The following is a 22,614-nucleotide window of genomic DNA, read 5'->3' as shown; positions in this document are numbered from 1 at the left end:
AGATAATTTAACGATTCACCCCTCCTCCTGCATATGATTATGTAATTTTATCATAGTCTAAATAATTTCATACGTCAATAAAACAATAAAATGGCTGTACATAAAAATAGTGTTCCGGCCCATCTATACAGATACGAAAACAGGTCCAGAACACTATCTATACAGTTTATCTCATCACTCCCGACATAACACAGTATCCGGAGGCTCCGGCTTTGCACACATTGGTGGCATTCTGCGGCGTAATCCCTCCGATTGCAAAGACCGGAATAGCAACCGCTTCACATACCTCTCTTAAGAACCCAAGGCCCCGCGCAGGCATCCCCTTTTTGCAGTCTGTGGGAAAGATATGTCCCGCCGTTACATAGGATGCCCCCAACTCCTGGGCTCTCACAGCCTCTCCTACTGAATGGACGGAAACCCCAATCTTTTGGAAATCCTGAATGTCCTGTGCCTCCCTTTGGAAACGCTCAAAGGGCAGATGAATGCAAGGGCAGTTAAGTCTCCTGGCCACTCCCACCCAGGAGTGCAGAATGCATTCCGTTCCATTTTCCCGGCAGATCCCCTTTACCTGGACGGCTAATTCTTCGTATTCTTTCTCTGTGAGATCCTTTTCTCTCAAAATAATCCCCAAAGGGTGCATTCCTGCCAGCCACTTTACCTGTTCCAGAAAAGGCCGGGTGCAAAGCTTCCGGCTGGTCACAGCCAGCATCTGCTCAAACGTATACATAGTCATTCATCACAGGCTGCATCCCCTGGCTCTGGATTGCCTGGTAGATCTCCTGCACTGTCCGGTCGTCTGAAATCTCAAACTGCTCATCTCCCTTGTCCTCCACTTCCTCCACATGGCTGCCCACTCCGGTGCTCACACCGGCTGAGATCTTGGTGGCAGCGATAGTGATCACATGATCCCGGAATCCGGCGCTCTCCCTGGTGGAAATGGTGATTCCGGCAAATGGCATGAACAGACGGTAGGCAGTGATCACCTGAAGGAGCTGGGGCTCATGCACATCCCTGGGGTTGATCTGGTCGTTGTTAATAATCGGGCGCAGTCTGGGGCAGGAAAAGGAGATTTCTGCCTGGGGGTACTTTCTCTGGAGAAGCCAAGCGTGCATGCCTGTGGCAAAGGCATCCTTTCGAAAATCATCCAGTCCCAAAAGCGCTCCGAAAGCCACACCCCTCATTCCACCCTTTAAAGCCCTCTCCTGGGCGTTCAGGCGGTAGGGGAATACCCGCTTGTGTCCCGCCAGATGCAGGGTCTCATATTTATCTGAATTGTATGTCTCCTGAAATACCGTGACGTAGTCCGCGCCGCAGCTGTGCAGGTAGGCGTACTCACTGCTGTTCATGGGGTAGACCTCCAGGCCCACCATCCGAAAGTACTTTTGCGCAATCTTGCAGGCCTTTCCCAGATATTTCACATCGGATTTTGCCCGGCTCTCCCCCACCAGGATCAGGATTTCTTCCAGCCCTGTTTTTGCGATCTGGGCCATCTCCTTTTCGATTTCCTCCTCCGTAAGCCTGGCTCTGCGGATGGAATTGTGACAGTTGAAGCCGCAGTAGATGCAGTGGTTTTCGCAGTAGTTGGAAATGTAGATGGGTGTGAACATATTCACGGAATTTCCAAAGTGCCGCCTTGTCTCCAGCCGGGCAGCCTGGGCCATCTCCTCCAGATAGGGCTGTGCCGCTGGGGAGAGCAGGGCTGCAAAGTCTTCGGGAGTACGTATGTCGTGGGCCAGGGCTGCAAGCACGTTCTGCTCCGTGTATCTGCTGTAATCGTACTCGTTCATGGCATCCAGCACACGGTCCATGATGTCTGAGTCCAGCACCTCCATTCCCTCCATGTACTCCATATGATTTGTTCTTGGATTGCTCATGCTATAGCCCCCTATTCTTCCAAAAATCCGGTGAGCGGGGAGGATGCGCTGGCCTTACCCTCTAAAATCCTTCCAAGCCCTGCCATATAAGCTGTACGTCCTGCCTCAATTGCTTTTCGGAAAGCCTCTGCCATGGCCGGAATGTCCCCTGCGGTGGCGATAGCCGTATTTGCCATGACTGCTGCTGCCCCCATCTCCATGGCCTCGCAGGCCTGGGAAGGGCGGCCAATGCCGGCATCCACTATGATGGGAAGATCAATCTCCTCAATGAGAATCCGGATAAATTCTTTGGTGCACAGCCCCTTGTTGGTGCCAATAGGAGCACCCAGAGGCATGATGCAGGCTGCCCCAGCGCTTGCCAGATCCCTGGCTGTGTTCAGATCAGGGTACATATAGGGCATGACCACAAAGCCCTCTTTTGCCAGGATTTCTGTGGCCTTGATGGTCTCCTGGTTGTCCGGCAGCAGATACTTGGAATCCCTTATCACTTCGATCTTCACAAAATCTCCGCACCCCAGTTCCCTTGCCAGGCGTGCGATGCGCACCGCCTCCTGTGCATTTCTGGCGCCGGAGGTGTTGGGGAGCAGTGTCACTCCCTCGGGGATGTGATCCAGAATGTTCCCCTCCCCTGCGCTGTTGGCCCTGCGGACCGCCAGGGTAATGATTTCAGCGCCCGCATGCTTTACGGCAGCATTGATCAGATTTAAGTTATATTTTCCCGAACCCAGAATGAACCGTGACTGAAACACATGTCCTCCCAGGATAAGTTTATCTTCTTGCATTTGATATCCTCTTTTCATATTGTTTTGTTTGTTAGCAAGCAGCATGCTAACTAGACGGCCTCTACCCCCAAAATCAGCCGCAGTATCATATTTGCCTGATGCCCCGCGCACACTGTCACCCGGGGCGCCATCAGGGGTTCCCCCTCATCGATCCCATTCACTCCGTCTCCGCAGACATACAGGCGTCTCATCCGCTTTTTTGTCCGGATCAGATTGCTGCTGGCATATCCTGCCATCCCGGAGCCGGAGACCAGCACTGCTTCCGGTAGCTGTTCCATCACAGCATTTACCAGCATAGATTTGTTCTCCGCCCTGTCAAACGCCTCACAGATAAGTCTGTCTCCCGAAAATATACCTGCTGCATTTTGTTCCGTAACACATATGGTATCGGCCTTTAGCTCTATGTAGGGATTGATCTCCCGGATCTCCTGACAGAGGGCCCCGGTCTTATACATACCCAGGTGCTTCATTTTATACACCTGTCTGTTCAGGTTGCTCCCCTCCACCCGGTCAAAATCAACCAGGTGAAGGCTCCCCACCCCGGCTCTTGCCAGCATGACAGCCACATTTGATCCGAGGCCTCCCAGTCCGGCCACAGCCACATGGGCTTCTTTTAGCTTTCTGTGAATGTCTTCCCCATGCCTTTCCACCAAGAGACGGTCCATCTCCTCTTCTGTAAGCAAGGTTTTCCTCTCATTCATCTCAACCGCCCCCAACAAAACTGACTACCTCAAAAATGTCATCCTTTTCTACGGCTGTGACCGGGTAAAGATTTTTGGGAAGTATTTCCCCGTTCTTCTCCACTGCAATTTTATCCATGGAATACCCTTCCAAACCCAACAGTTCCCGGACGGTCATACCGTCCTTCATTGTCACTTCTTTTCCGTTTATCTTCGCCATAATTACTCCTCTTTTGCCAGTAACGCCTCTTTGCTAATCAGATTCTGTTACCCTTTAAGCGCCATGCGCAGCCTGCTGATTTCCTCAGCGATATTCTCAGCTCCCATGATGCCCCCGGACACCCCGACACCATCTGCTTGACAGTCCAGAGGTATCCTGCAGTTGCCGGAGGTGATGCCGCCCACAGCCACATTTGGAATATCCGTGGCCTGCAGGATTTCCATATACCGTTTCTTTGTAATGGGGACCGCATCTTTTTTGGTGTTCGTCGGAAACCACGCTCCGCTCCCCAGGTAATCCGCTCCCTGACTCTGTGCCAGAGCTGCCTGCTGCGGGGTCTTGGCTGTTGCGCCGATCACCGCATCTGGTCCCATAAGCCCTCTGGCATCAGATACCGGAATGTCCTCCTGTCCCAGATGGACTCCATCGGCTTCACACAGCAGAGCAATGTCCACCCTGTCGTTGATAATCAGCTTTGTCTGAAACGCAGATGACAGTTCTCTCATTTTTCTGGCCCGCCTCAAATACTCGGCGGAAGATACGTTTTTCTCCCGCAGCTGCACATAATCCACACCCGCCCTGAGAGCAGCCGCCACGGCCTCCTCCCCATAGGAGAGATCCGTGATCAGGTAAAGCCACCTGTCTTCCTTACCGTGGTTCATATGCTCTCCTCCATTCTCCAGCAGTGGTTCAATGGCCCGTGTCCTGCTCCCAGACCCGGGTTGCAGCGGATGGCACCCTCCAGGTAAGTCTTCGCCTCCCGGATTGCCCTGGAAAGCTCCATCCCCTTTGCCAGATTGCAGGCAATGGCTGTGGAGTAGGTGCACCCCGTACCGTGGGTGTTTACAGTGTCAATCCGCTTCCCCTCATACCACTGCATTTTCCCATCCGGAGCACAAAAGCAGTCCGCTGCTTCCCCTTCCAGGTGTCCGCCTTTGATTAAAAAGGCAGTGTCCCATTTCCGGGTAAGCTGCATAGCTGCTTTTTGGACAGCTTCTCTGTCCCATTGCTCCTCCCGGGGTTTGCAAAGGCGTTCTGTCTCGGGCAGGTTAGGCGTAACCAGGTCCGCCCTTGGAAACAGCTCCTTTTTCAGCACTCCGCAAGCCTTAGTATCCAACAAAGACCTGCCGCTGGTGGACACCATCACCGGGTCCACCACAATATTCTCCAGTTCCCACCGGTCAATGGCCCTGGCCACACTATGTACGATCTCCTCCGTGCAAACCATTCCGATCTTCACCGCATCCGGCCGGATATCTGAGAGTACCGCATTTAGCTGGGCGCAGACCGTATCCGCTCCCACCACCCGGACAGCATGTACTCCCAGAGTATTCTGGGCGGTCACGGCTGTGATCACGCTCATTCCGTACACACCGTAGGCAGTCATCACTTTTAAGTCTGCCTGGATTCCTGCGCCTCCGCTGCTGTCTGATCCTGCAATGGTCAATACTGTTTTATTCATCATAGATGTTTACAATCTCCCCGTCCAAAATCCGGTTCATATTTTTAACTGCGCAGAAATTCCCGCACATGCTGCAGGTATCCTCCTTCTCCGGCTTGGCCTCAGCCCGGTAGCGCCTCGCCTTCTCCGGGTCCATGGAGAGGGCAAACATCTGCTCCCAGTCCAGGTTCTTCCTGGCTGTGCTCATCCGGTGGTCCCAGTCAATGGCCCCTCTCACTCCCTTTGCCACATCCGCAGCGTGGGCCGCTATGCGGGAGGCTATGATTCCCTCCTTTACATCCTCCAGGTTGGGAAGACGCAGGTGTTCTGCCGGGGTGACATAACACAGGAATGAGGCCCCGTATGCGGCGGCAATGGCTCCGCCTATGGCTGCCGTGATATGATCATAGCCAGGGGCCACATCCGTCACCAGCGGCCCCAGCACGTAGAAGGGGGCTCCCTGACAGATGGTTTTCTGGATTCTCATATTTGCCTCGATCTGGTCCAGGGGCATATGTCCCGGCCCCTCCACCATCACCTGCACATCCTTCTCCCAGGCCCGCTTTGTTAACTCTCCCAGTGTGATCAGCTCTTCAATCTGAGAGATATCGGAGGCATCCTTCAGACATCCCGGGCGGCAGGCGTCCCCCAGGCTCATGGTGATGTCATACTCCTGACAGATATCCAGGATCTCATCATAGTACTTATAAAATGGATTCTCCTCCCCTGTCATCTCCATCCAGGCAAAGATGATCGAGCCGCCCCTGGATACAATATTCGTAAGCCGTTTATTTCTCTTAAAACGCCCTGCTGTCTCCCTGTTGATCCCGCAGTGGATGGTCATAAAGTCCACCCCGTCCTCCGCATGCATCTTCACAATGTCGATCCACTCCCTGGAGGTAATCTCCTTTAAAGGCTTGTGGTAATAGACTACCGCATCGTAAATGGGGACAGTTCCTATGATGGCCGGACATTCCTTTGTGAGACGTTTCCGGAAGGTTCTGGTATCCCCGTAGGAGCTCAGATCCATAATGGACTCTGCCCCCATCTTTACTGCGTTGTTCACCTTTTCGATCTCCATATCCATGTCCTTGCAGTCCCTGGAAATTCCCAGATTGACGTTGATCTTGGTCTTTAGCATGGAACCGATTGCATTTGGCTCTATGGAAGTGTGCAGCTTGTTGCAGGGAATAATCACCTGCCCTTTTGCCATAAGCTGCATTAGCTCTCTGGCATCCATCTGTTCCTTTTGGGCTGCCGCCCTCATCTCCTCTGTGAGAATACCCTGCCTTGCGGCGTTCATTTGTGTAGTGTATTCCATCTTATTCCTCCTCATCTATCCGTTGTTTTTGACACGAAAAAAGAAGCCTGTGATAACAGACTCCCGCGTACGCTACAGTTTATATAAAAAGGCATTTTCCCGTGGAATATACCTCATGAATGTCAGAAACGACCTGGTCATTTCTGGATTTGACCCGGTCATTTTGGGCAGACTTTCATCGAAAAATAAAAAGGCATATCCCAACAGGATACACCCAGACTGCGCTATCATCTTGCTTCCTACGCCGGCATTATCCGTATCAGGTTCATGGGTCGAAATCCGTTCGTATTTCCTCTCAGCCGACGCGTCAGCTCCCCCTATTTTATGTTATGGATAAAGCATATACCTGAATGAAGCAATTGTCAACTGTAATTTTTACTGCAATCAAGGATATGGTCCACATATGGTAACAGTTTAGATAGGTCCGGTTCGTTATAGGCTGAGGGGGGACGCTTCCTCCGGCGCAGGAGGAAACTGTTTCCCATAGGCGGGAGATGGTGCCACTCAGACGATTTGCAAACAAGATTGATGGAAGTTCTAGGTTCCAGAAAACAGTCGCTCGGGCGTTGGCAGCTCTCTAAGCAAACAATTTACGTGCGTTTTTAGCGGCGGGGAAATGACCGTTTACAGAAACTTGGACGCGAAGGCTTTCCTGAGCGTCATAGTTGAAGTTAACGGTCAGTTCCCCAGAGCGTTGCACGTGTTTGCGTGAGAGCTGCCAACGCCCGGGTGACGTCTGGGTGGCAACGCAAGTAACAGCCCAGACCCGTCTGAACAGTTACAGCTATAGACAGCCTGTTCCTTTACTAAGGTCTGTCAGTGTAGTTGCTAAGCGCCAAACGCACTGCACCCTTCCACCCCTCATACTTCTCCTCCCTGGCAGCTGTCTCCATCTGCGGCCTAAAGAGGCTCCTCTTCACCCTTCCGAAAATACCCCTGTCATAGATTCCAAGGGCCATCCCTGCCGCATAGGCGGCCCCGGTGCCCGATAGCTCCTCAAGGGCGGACACCTGGACCGGTTTTCCTGTCAGGTCGGACTGAAACTGCATCAGATACCTGTTTTTCGTGGGACCCCCATCTGCCCTCAGCTCTTTGATCGGAAGTCCTGAGTCCTTCTCCATAATCCTCACGATATCCGTAATCTGATAGGCAATGGAGTCCAGCGCCGCCTTGGCGATCTCGGCTTTTCCCGTTGTCCTGGTCATTCCCGAGAGGACTGCCGTGGCTTCACTGTCCCAGTAGGGCGCCCCAAGCCCCGAGAACGCAGGTACCAGATAAGTGCGGTCCTCGGGATTGGCAGTCCTGGCCAGCTCCTCTGTCTCTCCGGGACTGGCTACCAGCCCCAGGCTGTCCTTGAGCCAGCTGATCACAGCCCCGGTGTAGTTGATATTGCCCTCCAGCACATACTCTACCGTTCCTCCCAGCCCCCATGCAAGGGAGGTCACAAGTCCGGATGTGCTGAATATCGGCTTTGTCCCCACATTCATCATAATGGAGGAGCCTGTGCCGTAGGTGGCTTTTACCATGCCCGGTTCCAGGCACCCCTGCCCAAAGAGGGCGCCGTGGGAGTCCCCCAGAACCGCATGGATCGGTATGGGTTTTTCCAGATACCCTTCCAGGTCCGTCTCTCCAAAGTTCTCATCCGAACCGCAGACTTGTGCAAGACAGGAGGAAGGAATGTCAAACAGCCCACAAGTCTCCTCATCCCACGCAAGCCTGGTAATGTCAAACAGCTGTGTCCTGGAAGCATTGGAATAATCCGTACAGAATCTTTTCCCCCCCGTCAGCTTATACACCAGCCAACTGTCCATTGTCCCAAGACACAGTTCTCCAAGCTTGGCCTTCTCCCTGGCCCCATCCACATTTTCTAAAAACCAGGCAAACTTTGATGCCGGAAAGTAGGGAGAAAGCCGGATTCCGGTAATCTCCGAAATCCTTATCGCCCCGCTCTCCCTGCCAATCCGCTCACAGATCTCCTTTGCCCTGGAACACTGCCACACAATGGCATCTGCCACTGGTTTCCCGTCCGTCCTGTCCCAGGCCGCGGAAGTCTCCCGCTGATTGCTGATTCCCAGTCCTGCTATCTCTCCTTTATCAATCCCCGCCTTGGTCACCACCCCCCGGACTGCCAGCAGAACGTTTTGATAAATTTCCTCCGGATCATGGGAAACCCAGCCCTCTTTATTTACAATCTGCCTGTGCGGCTGGTCTGCTCTGGCAATAAGGCAGCCCTCTGCATCGTACAGCAGCGCTTTTGTCCCCTGGGTACTCTGATCAATGGATAAGATATACCCGCTATTTTGCTTCCCCATAGTTCCTTCTCCTACTCTGCCAAAAGTTCTTTTGCCGCTTTCACGATCCCCTCGGTGTTCAGACCATAGTGGTCAAATACTTCTTTGGAGTTTCCGGTGATTACCGGGGAATCCGGCAGCGCCAGATTCCTCATCTTCCTCGGGCACTCCTGGGCAACCACCTGGCTCACCAGGGCTCCCAGACCTCCATACGGTGCATGCTCCTCCACTGTAATCACTGCCTTTGCAGCACTCGCGGCTTTTACCACAGCATCCCGGTCTAGGGGCTTCACACAGTACATATCCAGAAGCGTTGCGCCTATTCCCTCCTGCTTTAGAAACTCTACCGCATCCAGGGCGGGTTTCACCATCTCACCGCAGGCCACGACGGCAAGATCCGACCCCTGGGACAGAACCGTGGCTTTGTCCATCTCAAAGGGAACCTTTCCCTCCTCGTAGATATCCGGCACTGCATTGCGCCCTACGCGGATGTAGGCCGGCTTCTCATCCTTTAAAAGAGACTGGATCAGCTTTTCAGTCTGGAAACGGTCGCTGGGCAGGTACACACGCATATTTGGAATGGCCGTCATGGCAGCGATATCCTGTGCAGAGTGATGGCTCATCCCCAGAGCACCGTAACTGATGCCCCCGCTGATTCCGATCAGCTTCACATTTGTGTTGGAGTAAGCCACATCCACTTTCGCCTGCTCATAGCTTCTGGTGGAGAGAAAGCAGGCCGGGGAAGCCGCAAAGGGTCTTTTCCCGCATTTGGCAAGGCCGGCCGACACGCTCACCAGATTCTGCTCCGCTATGCCCATCTCCACAAACTGCTCGGGATAAGCCTGCGCAAAAGGAGCAAGGGAGGCAGAGCCTCTGGAATCGCTGCAGAGCACTACAATATCCCGGTCTTTCTGCGCTTCGTCCATCAATACCTGGCAGATCGCCTGCCTGTTTGGAATTTTATTCATACTACAGCGCCTCCTTTCTCGCCTGGAAATCCTCTATAATCTGATCGTATTCCTCCTGAGTCGGAACCTTGTGGTGCCATCCTGCCTTGTTCTCCATCACAGAGGACCCGCATCCCTTTACAGTATCTGCAACCAACACAGTGGGTTTCCCTTTTACCTGTTTCGCCTGCTCAAAGGCAGCGTCAAGCTGGTCAATATCATTTCCATTCTCCACATTGATCACATTCCATCCAAAGCTGGCAAACCGCTCTCCTACGTCATCCTGTGCCATCACAGCCTCTGTGCTGCCTGAAATCTGCAGGCGGTTGCGGTCAACCACTGCACACAGGTTATCCAGCTTATAATGGTGGGCTGCCATGGCACCTTCCCAGACGGAGCCTTCCGCCAATTCCCCATCTCCCATTACCACATAGACACGGTAGTCCCGGCTGTCCATTTTTCCGGCCAGGGCCATTCCCACGCTCACCGGAAGCCCATGGCCGAGAGAACCGGAGTTCATCTCTATCCCCGGAAGCTTGTTGTTGGGGTGTCCGATGTAAGGGGAGGCAAACTTACTGAACTTGTCAATAACCTCCTCGCGGCCAAAAAACCCCTTCTTGGCCAGAACCGCATAATAGCTCTCCACCGAATGTCCTTTGCTGAGTACAAAGCGGTCCCGGTCCGGATCATCCTGGTTGTCCGGCGCTATATTCATCTGCTTCATGTAGAGCGTCACCAGAATCTCCATCACACTCATGTCTCCGCCAATATGGCCGCCTTTGCCGGACACGATCATATCCAGCACATCTTTTCGCAGGTCATACGATAATTTCTTTAAATCTTCCATAAACAGACCTCCTAATTTTCCCCCCGCAGATACGCCTTTACTTCTTCCTCCACCGGGTCGTAGAGATCCGGCTTCACTCCTATGTATTTGCAGGCTTCATACAGTACAGGTACCACGTTCTTATGGATGCCTACACAGTGGTGGATGTATGGTCCCTCCACTATCTTGGCCTCCAGACGCTTGATATTGTCTACCTCGACCCAGAGATAGGTTCCCATTCCCTTGGGACCCTCCACGCCTCTGCCATTTCCCAGCAGAAGAGAATATTCTCCGTTGTCCCCGTCAAAGCGGACCAGTGAAACTTCCCCCATCTTGGCTCTGGCCGTCAGACTTCCGGGATGGTCAAAGGCCAGGGGATAGGTCAGCCTTGGCTTCTCATCCGCCACAGAGATGGGCCAGGGCCCGCAGTGCTGGAGAAGCTCTCCATTTTCGATATCCGGATGGCGGATCGTCCAATCCGCAAAGAAGCTGCGCTTCTCGCCCATGGCAGCTGCCTCCACCATCAGGGCAGTGATCGCGCCGTGGATATCCGTCTCACATACCACCGGAATCCCTTCCTCGTTCAAAAGGGCATTGGCCGCGCAGGGCATGATTCCGATTTCGTTCTGCAGCTGGTTCCAGCACTGGATAGCAATGGACTGACAGCCGTATTTTTCGGCCAGTGTCTTCATGGCAACCTTCAGGGCAGCCACATTTTCAAGCTCCTGATCTTTAATTTCAATACACATTTTTTCACGGCAGTATGCCATCACCTCAGCCACCTTCACCCCTTCCTCTTTGGCAGCCTTCACCTGGTCGGTGAGCTCCGGCATGGGGACCGGCGCGAGCTGAATATTAAACTTCTCCAGAAGTTCGCCCTCATTGCACATGGTGGTCCAGAAGTCAAAGGGTCTGGTGGAAATCTGCAGGATACGCATATTACGGAAGGTCTTTACCACCTGGCAGACTGCCATAAAGTCGCGAAGCCCTCTCTCAAACACCGGATCGGTGAGTCTGCAGTTGGTCATGTAGGTGAAAGGAACCTGGAACCTGCGCAGTACCTTACCGGTTGCAAACAGTCCGCATTGTGTATCCCTTAACCGCACTCCGTCCGGCTCCGGTCTCTCATCCAGGGGACCCCACAGCAGCACCGGAATCTGCAAATCCTTTGCCAGTCTGGCGCACTCATACTCAGTGCCGAAATTGCAGTGGGGCAAAAACAGGCCATCCACCTTCTCTCTTTTAAACTTCTCTGCAATCTTTATCCTGTCCTCATCGTTGTAGAGCAGTCCCTCCTCATTGATATCCGTGATATCCACAAACTCCACTCCCAGCTCTCTCAGCCGGTCGGCCGTCAGGTTCCGGTATTTGAGAGCATCCGGAGCGCTGAAAATACTTCTTCTCGTGGGGGCAAACCCCAGTTTTATTCTCGTCATCTGTTCACCTTCCTCTTATTTATTTTCATTGCGGGCCTGAAGAGCCATCTTAGCCTGCAGATTTCTCTGGAACTGGTCTACAATAACGGCTGCGATCACCACAATACCCTTGATTACCTTTTGCCAGAACTCGGAGACACCGCACATTACCATACCGTCATTGATGACGCCGATGATAAATGCACCGATAATGGTTCCGCCGATGGTTCCCACACCGCCTGCCATGGAGGTACCGCCCAGTACGGCAGCGGAGATGGCGTTCATCTCCCATCCCTCGCCGGTTGCCGGGTGGGAGGCTACCAGCTGGGCTGCTGCAATCATACCCACGATCGCGGAGCAAAATCCCGAGAACATGTATACCAGTGTCAGGTTTTTCTTAACCTTGATTCCGGAGAGCTTAGCAGCCTTTTCATTGCCTCCGATCGCCAGTATGTGCCATCCAAAAGGCGTGTATTTCAGAAGAATCGCTGCCACCAGGGCAATCAGTATCAAAATGATAACTCCCACCGGGATGCCCAGGAAGTTCTTTCCAAGCACGTCAAATCCCGTGTTCCCCAGAGCTTCATTTCCCACAATATTGGAAAAAGTAGAGCCTCCGGAGCGCAGGTTTGCGAAGCCTCGGGCTACATTCATGGTACCCAGGGTGGTGATAAAGGGTGCTACTCCGAAACGCGTGATGATCAAACCGTTGATGAGACCAAACAGAACGCCTACTAAAGCGGCGATCAAAATTACTAAGGGAGCACTGAAATAAAGAGTTACGCCAAACATGGGAAGCGTCAGCCCCTCATTGATCAGTCCGCCTGCGATCATGCCGGCAAGTCCTGCCACAGCTCCCACAGACAGGTCAATACCTCCGGTGATAATAACGTAGGTCATGCCAATGCCCAGAATACCGTAAAGTGCCACATGCTTTGCCACCAACAGCCCAGTGTTGAGTGAGAAAAAGTTCTCCGTCATAAGGCTGAAGAAAATGACCAGAATAATCAGGATAATCAGGGTCCTGCCCTTTAAAAGTGTCATGGCAAGGCTTCCGCCGGAAGCCCCCTTCTTTCCATTTGTCTTTTCCATTATTTATTCTCCTTTCCCGTTTTGTGTCCGGCGTGTCCTTTATAGGAGGACAATACAAGCAGATCCTCCGTAATCTCGTCATGCTCAAATTCTCCGGTCTTTATGCCGTTGGACAGTACGATTACCCTGTCTGCGATTGCAATGATTTCCTGCAGTTCGGAGGAAATCACTATAATTGACAGCCCTTTCTGGGCGTACTGCTGTATGATTTCAAATACCTCTGTCTTAGCTCCGATATCAATTCCCCTGCTGGGTTCGTCCAGAAGCAGGATGTCGGGGTCTGTCAAAATGCCCTTTCCGATAACTACCTTCTGCTGGTTTCCGCCGGAAAGTGACAGGATGGGAAGCCGTTTATCCGCCACCTTGATCTGAATGTCCCTGATCTGGCGGTCCACATTCTCTTCCTCGCTCTTTTTTTTCAAAAAACCTGCCTTAGTGTATTTTTTCAGGCTGGCAAGGGAGATATTTTTTCCAATGTCCAGGGTCTGGACCAGCCCCTGACTCTGTCTGTCCTCCGGAACCAGTGCAAATCCTCTCTCAATTTGTTCAGACAGAGAGCGGATCTCCAGTTTTCTTCCGTCCTTCCAAACCTCACCGGTATGTTCCGGTCTCAGGCCCATGATACACTCAAACACCTCTGTTCTTCCGGCACCCATCAGTCCATAGATTCCCAGCACCTCCCCTTTTCTCAGGGAAAAGCTTACATGGTTCAGCAGATATCCGCCGCCGCTCTTAGGCAGGCAGAGGTCCTTTACTGTGAGCACTTCATCTTGTTTCTTCCAGTCAATATTGTTTTCCTTCTTGGGATAGGACTTCCCCTGCCCAACCATGCGCTGTACAATCCACGGCACATCAATATCTGCTACCTGGGCCTTTGCCACAAACTTTCCGTCCCTTAAGATGGTCACATTGTCGCCAATCCGCATGATCTCCTCCAGGCGGTGTGATATGTAGACAATGGAGATCCCCTGAGCGGTAAACTCCCGCATCAGCTTAAAAAGTACTTCCACCTCCTGTTCACTTAGGGAGGATGTGGGCTCATCCATGATCAGAATTTCCAAGTCCTCCTGGATAAAGTTCTTGGCAATCTCAATCATCTGCTGCTGTCCCACTCTCAGTTCCCCAACCTGAGTGTCCACATCAATGGGATGCTCCAGGCGCTCAAGCACCTTGGCTGCCAGCTCTGCGTGCTTTTTGTTGTCCAGCTTACCGGCCTTTGTCTTTTCACTTCCCATAAAGATGTTCTGATACACATTTAAATTAGGAAACAGGTTCAGCTCCTGATGTATAATACCTATCCCGTGCCTTCTGGCCTCCGTAGTATTTCGGAAGGATACCTCCTTGTCCCCCATATACATTTTTCCTTTTGAGGGCTGCTCAATTCCTGCTATGATCTTCATGAGTGTAGACTTGCCCGCACCATTTTCACCGATCAGTACATTGACCTTCCCCCGCTCCACATCATAGGACACGTCGTCCAACGCTTTTGTTCCGGGATAGATCTTTGTGATTTTCTCTGCATGCAGTACCACATTTTCATTCATTTTTCCACCTCCTGACACTTAGTTGACCTCCAATACCACCGGTGTGATCAGAACGGTTGTATTGTCACTGACCGTGAAGCATCCGGTAAAGGTGATGGTCTTTCCCTCCATCTCCACTGCGCTTTCCGGGTTCACCACATTCTCCATAATCAGACTGTTGATGCTCTGGCTCACCGCAGCATATTCCTGCTGGTTCGTATAATCCCCGAATTTGATAAAGGACAGGCTGTCCCGCACAGAAGAACCTTTGATAACTGAACCCACCTGGATCTTAATTCCCGCCGGCCCGTCATATCCCTCCAGAGTAATATCCATGGTACCTGCTTTGCTCTCCGTATTCACCTTATCTACTTTTCCAGTTCCCTTTACTGTATAGGTAAGCTCACCGCTGTCTCCCATGGAGTATTTTCCATACTTATCCGCCAACGACTTAAAATCACCGCCTGCCTCTTCCATGAACTGAACTAAATCCACAGCCTTTTCTGTAAGCTCCGGTATTGCCTGGCTGTCCCAAAAACCGGCCACATCGTCTCCCGGGCTAAAGGCCGCCTCCCCTGTGATGGAAGCCTCCTCACCGATTTTTACCACCTTCACACAGCCGGTTGCTGTGGTCAGCACCAGCGCCATCATCAAGGCGCATATCAATCCTTTTCTTCTCATACGTCTTACCTTCTTCCTTTCCATCAGCCCTCAAATCCCTTACGCTGTCCCGTTCCACGAACTCTGTTCCCACGTGGATTTTCAGCTTTGTGTTTGAGGGGTTCCTGATCAGTTCTATCACTCTGCGCACCGCAAATTTTCCAATGTCCTGTTTAGATACCCGAATCGTTGTAAGCCTTGGGGATGAGATCTCACAGAAAGGCAGATCGTCAAACCCGATGATGGAGACATCCTGAGGGATTCGGTAGCCGTGCTCCTGCAAAGCCTTCATGGCTCCCAGAGCAATCATGTCATTGTCCGCAAAGAATGCGGTGGGCACCTTTGCGCCTTTTTCCAGATATCCGGCCATGTCCTTGTGAGCGCCTTCCATGTCTGGGGACAGCAGGAAGACGAAAGACTTCTGTATGGGAAGTCCATGGCGCTTCATGGCCCTCTCAAATCCGCTCTCCCTGGAACAGAAGGGTTTAATCCGAAAGCTTCCCTTCAAGTATCCAATCTGTGTATGCCCCTTCCTCACCAAATGTTCCACCGCTACCTGTACGGAGTCAAAGTTGTTGATCAGCACCTCGTCAAAGTACAGGTGGATATTGGAATAGTCAATGCATACCATTGGACACTTAGCCTTCTGAAAAGGACGGACATCAGAGTCCGTGAGTTCTGTCCCCAGCAATATTACTGCTGTCTGGGTATCCTCTAGTATTCTTCGAAGCTGTATCTCGTAGTCCGGGCTCCTGGAATCCAGGTTGCATACCACCATCTCGTATCCCTGATCGCTGCACTCTTTCTCCACTCCCTCCAGCATGACCACAAAGAAGGGGGAATCATTGACTACGGAGCCGTTTTTTTTGTATATCACAAACTTTATCTTGGATATCTTGCTCTCCATCACATAGCCCAGCTCTTTGGCTATCTTAAAGATGTTCTCCGAAGTTTCCTTGTTAACTCCCTTTTTGTGATTGAGTGCATTGGAAATCGTTGCCGGTGAAAATCCGCTTACCTCACTGATCTTTTTTATACTTACCTTCATAGTCCGTCACCTACATTTCCTTTTTTCTGTCCAGCGGGAATCTCCCGGCGATGTCTTTTTATTACATGAATTTTTTATATAAATGTTTACGTCTTTAGTGAGAAGCAGGGGGCGCGTTCCCCTGAAAGCGCCCCCATACAGAGCTTCTTACTATTCTTCAATTACAACTTCATTCACTTCCATCTGTACACTTTCATCTGCCTGAGTCTCTTGCGGCTCTGTCTCCTCCGCCTGAGTTTCTGTGGAATCAGACTGGGAGTCCTCTTCTGTTGTTTCCTCAGCCACTGCCTCTGACATGACTGGCGCGCTGCTGGCCGTTACTGCCTGCTTGCTGTCATCAATCTTCACAACCTTCAGCTCTATCACAGCCGTTTTGCCGCTTCCGTCTTTGGCCGTGGCAGTGATTGTCACGGTACCCTCCGCTTTCGGAGTTACCAGACCTGTTGTGCTTACGGTTGCAACGCTCTCGTCAGAGGATGACCAGGTAAAGGTCTTCCCTGCGGGAACTTGCTCCCCATCACTCAAAACAGTCAACTGTTTTGCATAGGGAGAACCTCCCCAGCCTGCTGCCTTTGTTCCGAGCTCAATTCTGTCTGCACTCACGCCTTCAGGTAATTCCATCGTAAGTTCACCTAATTCTTCTCTGCCCTCTACTGTGATGATGATCTCCTGGTAGCGGGAGAGTGCATGTGTACCATTGTCTTTTGCCTGTACCAGAATAATCAGGGTATCCCCTTCTTTTGCGTCTTCCGGTATTGTGATGCTAGCCACATCTGAGTTTGCGCCTTTAATGTAAATGCCCTTATTGGCTTCCGGCTCTGCGTATGTGTCCGCCTCAAAGTACTGAGACCATTTCACAGATACGTAATCTCCATCCGGATCGCTTGTCAAAGCATGCAGCTTTAAGGTTTCGCTTGGCTTTGCTGTGAAGTCCAGCCCCTCCTTGATCTCAAGAGATGGTGCATGGTTGGCATCCTCGTAGTTCGGTGTGATACACCAGTCTGCGCGTGTTGCAAACTGATGCTGCAGATCTGCGATCCAGCGCCAGTCGGAGTTCACCATCTTGTTCTGCTGAGGATCGTAATCCTTAACCGGCTTGTACCAGCTAAGCTGTTCGCCCTTGGAATTCTTTGCAGTGGTATCCAGAACATATCTGCCTGCGAAGCTTCCGTATTCCGGATTTTCCAGTGATCTCAAACCTGTATTCATCAGGTAGATAAATGACGGGGAATCTCCTTCCGAGAGGAAATCATATCTCTGATATTTCCTTCCTCCCCACCAGGAAGTGCTATCCAGTATGGATTCATTCGTTCCAAACTGACTGCCTTCCTCCTCGCCTTCCAGATAAGTTCCGTCACCCCAGGTAACGTAGTTATCTAACAGCGGGCCATGTCCATAGTCTATATTGGCTCTCATCCATGCTCCGGACATAGTCCTTTTCGCTTCGCTGTCCACATCACCTGCAGTGCCAGCCCAGGCATATCCATAGGAAGTTGCGCTGACGTTCATACAAACGATTTCAGGCCATTCTTCACCAATGTACTCATCATAGGTCTGATCTTGTTTTCCCCATGCTCCGATCATAACTTTATCAATGATCTTGTTGCGGATTTCTTCCCACTGGTCTGTGTTTTTATAATCCTCTTCAATACTCATCAAAGCTCTGGAGATGGTGTTCATGCCTCCCCAAGCCAGGAGATGAAGCTTTCTGGGATCATTGTCCAGCAGCGCCTTCTCAATCAGTTTAGAACCGTCTGACTCCTCTTTCACATCACCTTTATATGCAATATTACCGATTTTCATTATGCTGCGGATATAGCTTGGCGTAGGATAATTCGGATCATGTGCGTGCAGGTTTTCATAAATAGCCTCATAGTCATCTGCGTATCCAAACATCCAGTCCGTTCCCGGCCAGCGGTAGCTGGTCTGTGAAGCCGGATCTGCTGCCTCGGGATCTCCTATCCAGTGAAACTGAGAACTTGTCTGAATAATTCCCTGGAAGTCAATCTCATTTGCATAGAGCAGTGCATGTGCCAGTGAGTTCTGATCATCCACCTCAGCATCCTGGGTAATGATAGCTCTCGGATTCTGATTTGCAGGGTCATTGGCGGCTCTCATTACCGTGATTTCCACGCTTCCGGATACTTCCGGATTGCTCTTTGATGTTGCACGGATCACCGCGGTTCCCGCTGAAACACCTGTTACCGTAACACCTCTTCTGCCCTCTTCCACAGTGGCAACGCTCTCATCGTCGGAGCTCCATATCACACTTGCATCTGTCGCGTCTGCCGGCAGCACTGCTGCGCTCACGGTTGCAGTTGTTCCTGCAACAATAGAATCTTTGTTTGCAGTTACTGTAATTTCTTTCACAGGAGTGCTCTCACCGTCTACAGTCAGGATCACTCTCTGATAATGCTTCATGTTGTGAGCACCGCTGTCATATACCTCCACGATCATGTGAATGGTATCCCCATTCTTTGCATCAGTTGGTACCGTAAAACTCATGCGGTCTGAGGAGGCTCCCGCCATCTCAATCTTTCCGTCTACACTTCCCTTGTAAGTGTCAGCTTCATAGTACTGCCACCATTTATAGGTCAGCTTGTCCCCATCCGGGTCACTTGCCTTTGCGCTGATGCTCACACGCTCGCCTGCTGCTGCTGTGATATCCAGTCCGGTCGTCACCTCAACGGTAGGTCTGTGGTTTGCCTTCCCATAGCTGTCGGCTACACACCAATCGGCCCTTGCTCCAAAGTCATTCTGAATATCGTCAAACCATCTGGTCAGTGTGTAGGTGGTATCGTCTTTCTCTGTATAAATATTGAAGTCTTTTGCAGTGTTCTCGTAAGTTCCGGTATTCGGATCTTCCTCAAATCTTCCGCCCCAGCCTCCGTAGGTGGGATCTTCCATACTCCTTAAGCCTGTATCGAGCAGGTAGAAGAAGGACGGAGAGTCTCCCTCTGAGATAAAGTCATAGCGGTCGTATCCAGTCCCTATGATACGGTTCTCCCAGCCTCTCTGCTCGCTGTCCAGCTCGCCCTCAAGGGTGGTTCCGTCTCCCATGGTCTTGTAATTGGCAAGCAGTGGACCGTGATTCTTCAGGATATTGGTGTAGAACCAATCTCCGCTCAGTTTTGTGGTCAGCTGCTCCGGGACCTGTTTCCACATATAGGCAAATCTCCAGAAGTTTCCTCCATCATGGATTGCCTTAATGTCCGGCCAGTTCTTGGCGATGTAGTCTGAGTAGGTGGCATCCTGGTTCAGGATGATGTAGATGACTGCCTTGTCACAGACCTTCTTATAGATCTCATCCCACTTGTCCGTTCCTTTGTACTCTTCCTCAATGGACTTCAACGCTCTAGCTGTGGTATTGGTGCCGCCCCAGGTTTGGATGTAGGTGGTTCTCTCGTCATCGTCCAGAAGAAGCTTCTTCATAAACTCAGAACCTTCCGTAATCTCATCCATTTCGCCTACATTCTTGATGTTACCGATTTTCAAGATACTCTTTAAGTAATTTGGTGACGGATAACCGTCTGCGTGAATCTTTAAGTTGTCATAAACCTCTGCATAATCGTCCAGCACTTCCCCTGCCCATGCTGTTCCGGTCCAGCGGTAGGGGTCAATCCCCTTATCCGGATCACCCGCATAGTGGTAGGTGGAGCTTGTCAGGATGATTCCTGCGATATCCATCTCGTTGGAGTAGAGCATCAGACGCATAAAGGAGTCCATGTCATCCACTTCGCCGTCTGTGGTTACGATAGTCCTGACCTTGCTGTTCGCAGGATCATTAGCAGCTCTTGTCACGGTAATTTCAAGGCTGCCCTTTACTGTACTGTCAGATTTGGAAACTGCAGTTATAATGACTGTTCCCACATCAATACCGGTAACTGTGCCAGAAGCATCAACTTCGGCAATTGTTTCGTCTGAGGATTCCCATGTTACCGTTTTGACATTTGCTGTTGCCGGGAGTACCTCTGCCTGAAGTTTCGTAGTTTTGCCTGTTTCTAATGCATTACTGCCTTTTACCTCTACGCTCTTTGCTTTAGTGGTCTCACCAACAGTAATTACAACCTGCTGATAACGTGTAAGAGAATGTGTTCCATTGTCGGTAGCCTGAACTAGGATAATCAGATTGTCGCCATCCTTTGCATCCTCAGGTACCGTAATGGTAGCCACATCTGAGTTTGCGCCCTTGATGTAAATGCCCTTATTTGTTTCCGGCTCTTCATAAGTATCTGCCTCAAAATACTGAGACCATTTCACAGATACATAGTCACCGTCCGGGTCGCTCGTCACCGCGTGTAGCTTCAAGGTTTCACCGGGTTTTGCAACAAAATCCAGACCCTCTTTAATACTCAGAGATGGATTGTGGTTTGCATCCTCGTATTTCGGTGTAATACACCAGTCTGCACGTGTTGCAAAATCATGCTGCAGATCTGCTATCCATCGCCAGTCAGAGTTCACCATCTTGTCCTGCAGCGGATCGTAATCCTGAACGGTCTTATACCAGTTCAACTGCTGTCCCTTGGAGTTCTTCATGCTGGTATCCAGATAGTAACGTCCGCCGTAGCTTCCGAATGCAGGATCTTCCAGTGATCTAAGTCCTGTATCCATCAGGTAGAAGAAGCTGGGTGAATCACCCTCAGAGAGGAAATCATATCTCTGATACTTCATTCTTCCCCACCAGGCAGTGCTGTCCAGCATGGATTCGTTGGTACCAAACTGGCTGCCTTCTTCCTCGCCATCCAGATAGGTTCCGTCTCCCCATGTCACATAATTGTCCAGCAGCGGACCGTGTCCATAATCCAGATTCTCTCTCATCCAGGCTCCGGACATTGTTCGCTTTGCTTCACTATCTGCATCCCCGGCTGTTCTGGACCATGCGTACCCATAAGTAGTTCCTCCGCCTACATTCATGAATGGGATTTCAGGCCATTCTTCGGCAATGTACTCATCATAGGTCTCATCCTGTTTTCCAAAAGCACCGATCATTGTCTTATCAATAATCTTTTTGCGTACAGACGCCCACTGTTCTGTGTTTTTATATTTTTCTTCAATACTCATCAGTGCACGGGCAATGGTATTTGTTCCGCCCCATGCCATAAGGTGAAGGGTTCTGGAGTCATTATCCAAAAGTGCCTTTTCCACTAACCTGGAACCATCTGTCTCTTTTTTCAGATCACCTTTGGATGCGATATTTCCCACTGCAATTATGCTGCGTATGTAATCTGGTGTGGGGTAAGCAGAATCATGAGTGCGCAGATTTTTGAAAACTTCCTGGTAATCATCAGCAAATTCGTTCATCCACTCTGTCCCCGGCCAACGGTAACTGGTCTGAGATGCCTCATCCTCCGCATCCGGATCACCGATCCAGTGGAACTTAGAACTGGTCTGAACGATTCCCTGGAAATCGATCTCATTAGCGTAGAGCAGTGCATGTATCAGTGAGTTTTGGTCATCCACCTCAGCATCCTGGGTGATGATGGCTCTCGGCTTATCCATGCTTGTCACTGTCACGTGTACAACTGCCTTGACACCGCTTCCGTCTGCAGCCTGAACAGTAATGTCTGTGCTGCCCTGTGTGATTGCGGCAATGCTGCCGTTTGCATCCACAGTTGCCGCGCAGGGATCGGAGGATGTATATTTCAATCCCTTATTCGTGGCGTTCGCAGGTGCCACTGCAGGTTTCAGCTGATACCTCGCACCTGAGTCCAAAGTCAGGGCTGAATCCACTGCGATATTGGATACCTTGACTTCCTGGGGTGTGGGCGGCGGTGTCGGTTTTGTCTCTTTTGTCTTTACGGTAACCTTTACCGTGGCCTTTTTCTTGCTTCCGTCCGTAGCACTGGCCGTAATCGTGGCCGTTCCAGCCTTCTTCGCTGTGATCTTTCCCTTTGTGCTCACAGATGCCACACTTGATTTGGAACTCTTGTAGTTCAGCTTTTTAATGCTGGCATTCTTAGGCTTAAAGGTTGCCTTGATGGCCTTTGTCTGCCCTTCAGTCAAGGTCACCTTCGTGACATTCAGCTTCATGTTCTTGATCAAAACAGGTTTCTTGACCGTAACCTTGCAGGTAGCCTTCAAGGTCTTATTATTTTTTCCTTTAACGGAAGCTGTGATTGTTGCGGTTCCTGTGCGGATAGCGGAAACAACCCCCCTGCTGTTTACCTTGGCCACCCTTTTGTTGCTGCTCTTCCATTTCGCCGTAAACTTGGCTGCCTTGGGGGCTGCTTTTACCTTCAGCGTCTTTTTCTGCCCCTTGTAAATCGTCAGCTTTGAGGAACTCATGGTGATCTTAGTTACTTTTTGGGCAGCTGCCTGTGCCTCCATTGGAGGCATATAGCTTAAGGATGAGGTAACCATTGCTGCTGCCAGCACCATCGCTGCAGTCTTTTTCATTCTGGATCTAAAATTTATTTTTTTATCCATATTTCCCTCCACATTATATTGCTGCTTAACTTTTCATTACCTTCTCAATTGGAATACAAAACCCATTT

General features: G+C 51.0%; 17 protein-coding genes. All 17 read right to left on the bottom strand.

The window, feature by feature from the left end:
- Positions 1 to 166: 166 nt before the first annotated feature.
- The 17 genes from AC0THY_RS05460 to AC0THY_RS05380 all read right to left on the bottom strand — a co-directional run bounded on the left by AC0THY_RS05460 (position 167) and on the right by AC0THY_RS05380 (position 22,546).
- On the bottom strand, positions 167 to 733 hold the full coding sequence (locus tag AC0THY_RS05460; protein WP_489993450.1) for a thiamine phosphate synthase: 567 nt from the start codon (positions 731 to 733) through the stop codon (positions 167 to 169).
- Complete coding sequence (thiH, locus tag AC0THY_RS05455) at positions 714 to 1,874, bottom strand: 2-iminoacetate synthase ThiH (protein WP_489993449.1); 1,161 nt, start codon at positions 1,872 to 1,874, stop codon at positions 714 to 716. The genes AC0THY_RS05460 and thiH overlap by 20 nt, the downstream gene beginning before the upstream one ends.
- A gap of 11 nt (positions 1,875 to 1,885) precedes the next feature.
- The gene (locus tag AC0THY_RS05450; RefSeq protein WP_489993448.1) at positions 1,886 to 2,656 is read right to left on the bottom strand and encodes a thiazole synthase; all 771 of its coding nucleotides are present in this window, start codon (positions 2,654 to 2,656) and stop codon (positions 1,886 to 1,888) included.
- Positions 2,657 to 2,706: 50 nt separating this feature from the next.
- Positions 2,707 to 3,357: a sulfur carrier protein ThiS adenylyltransferase ThiF gene (gene thiF / locus AC0THY_RS05445; RefSeq protein ID WP_489993447.1), complete on the bottom strand. Its 651-nt coding sequence runs from the start codon at positions 3,355 to 3,357 to the stop codon at positions 2,707 to 2,709.
- Between the two features lies 1 nt (position 3,358).
- A complete protein-coding gene (gene thiS, locus AC0THY_RS05440; RefSeq protein ID WP_489993446.1) occupies positions 3,359 to 3,556 on the bottom strand; it encodes a sulfur carrier protein ThiS in 198 nt (65 codons plus the stop codon).
- A gap of 47 nt (positions 3,557 to 3,603) precedes the next feature.
- Positions 3,604 to 4,218 carry a thiamine phosphate synthase gene (gene thiE, locus AC0THY_RS05435; protein ID WP_489993445.1) on the bottom strand — a complete coding sequence of 205 codons (615 nt, stop codon included), beginning with the start codon at positions 4,216 to 4,218 and terminating at the stop codon, positions 3,604 to 3,606.
- On the bottom strand, positions 4,215 to 5,021 hold the full coding sequence (gene thiD / locus AC0THY_RS05430) for a bifunctional hydroxymethylpyrimidine kinase/phosphomethylpyrimidine kinase (RefSeq protein WP_489993444.1): 807 nt from the start codon (positions 5,019 to 5,021) through the stop codon (positions 4,215 to 4,217). The genes thiE and thiD overlap by 4 nt, the downstream gene beginning before the upstream one ends.
- The gene (gene thiC / locus AC0THY_RS05425; RefSeq protein ID WP_489993443.1) at positions 5,011 to 6,318 is read right to left on the bottom strand and encodes a phosphomethylpyrimidine synthase ThiC; all 1,308 of its coding nucleotides are present in this window, start codon (positions 6,316 to 6,318) and stop codon (positions 5,011 to 5,013) included. Before thiC ends, thiD begins: the two co-directional genes overlap by 11 nt.
- Before the next feature lie 806 nt (positions 6,319 to 7,124).
- Positions 7,125 to 8,630 (bottom strand): FGGY-family carbohydrate kinase, encoded by a 1,506-nt coding sequence (locus tag AC0THY_RS05420; RefSeq protein ID WP_489993442.1) that lies wholly within the window; start codon positions 8,628 to 8,630, stop codon positions 7,125 to 7,127.
- A gap of 11 nt (positions 8,631 to 8,641) precedes the next feature.
- Positions 8,642 to 9,577, bottom strand: coding sequence for a transketolase family protein (locus AC0THY_RS05415; protein WP_489993441.1), 936 nt, complete (start codon positions 9,575 to 9,577; stop codon positions 8,642 to 8,644).
- A 1-nt stretch (position 9,578) separates the two neighbouring features.
- Positions 9,579 to 10,403, bottom strand: a complete 825-nt coding sequence (locus tag AC0THY_RS05410; protein ID WP_489993440.1) for a transketolase — start codon at positions 10,401 to 10,403, stop codon at positions 9,579 to 9,581.
- A gap of 11 nt (positions 10,404 to 10,414) precedes the next feature.
- Positions 10,415 to 11,818 carry an L-fucose/L-arabinose isomerase family protein gene (locus AC0THY_RS05405; RefSeq protein ID WP_489993439.1) on the bottom strand — a complete coding sequence of 468 codons (1,404 nt, stop codon included), beginning with the start codon at positions 11,816 to 11,818 and terminating at the stop codon, positions 10,415 to 10,417.
- A gap of 15 nt (positions 11,819 to 11,833) precedes the next feature.
- Positions 11,834 to 12,889 carry an ABC transporter permease gene (locus AC0THY_RS05400; protein ID WP_489993438.1) on the bottom strand — a complete coding sequence of 352 codons (1,056 nt, stop codon included), beginning with the start codon at positions 12,887 to 12,889 and terminating at the stop codon, positions 11,834 to 11,836.
- Positions 12,889 to 14,433, bottom strand: a complete 1,545-nt coding sequence (locus AC0THY_RS05395; protein WP_489993437.1) for a sugar ABC transporter ATP-binding protein — start codon at positions 14,431 to 14,433, stop codon at positions 12,889 to 12,891. The genes AC0THY_RS05400 and AC0THY_RS05395 overlap by 1 nt, the downstream gene beginning before the upstream one ends.
- An 18-nt stretch (positions 14,434 to 14,451) precedes the next feature.
- Positions 14,452 to 15,093 (bottom strand): DUF2291 domain-containing protein, encoded by a 642-nt coding sequence (locus tag AC0THY_RS05390; RefSeq protein ID WP_489993436.1) that lies wholly within the window; start codon positions 15,091 to 15,093, stop codon positions 14,452 to 14,454.
- The gene (locus AC0THY_RS05385; RefSeq protein ID WP_489993435.1) at positions 15,005 to 16,120 is read right to left on the bottom strand and encodes a LacI family DNA-binding transcriptional regulator; all 1,116 of its coding nucleotides are present in this window, start codon (positions 16,118 to 16,120) and stop codon (positions 15,005 to 15,007) included. Before AC0THY_RS05385 ends, AC0THY_RS05390 begins: the two co-directional genes overlap by 89 nt.
- Positions 16,121 to 16,270: 150 nt before the next feature.
- The gene (locus AC0THY_RS05380; RefSeq protein ID WP_489993434.1) at positions 16,271 to 22,546 is read right to left on the bottom strand and encodes a nucleoside hydrolase-like domain-containing protein; all 6,276 of its coding nucleotides are present in this window, start codon (positions 22,544 to 22,546) and stop codon (positions 16,271 to 16,273) included.
- Positions 22,547 to 22,614 lie beyond the last annotated feature (68 nt).

It is taken from the genome of Ruminococcus sp. 8Y-12, assembly GCF_058119865.1.
Note: the sequence above shows the minus strand (reverse complement) of the source record. Positions and strands in the feature narration are given on the sequence as shown.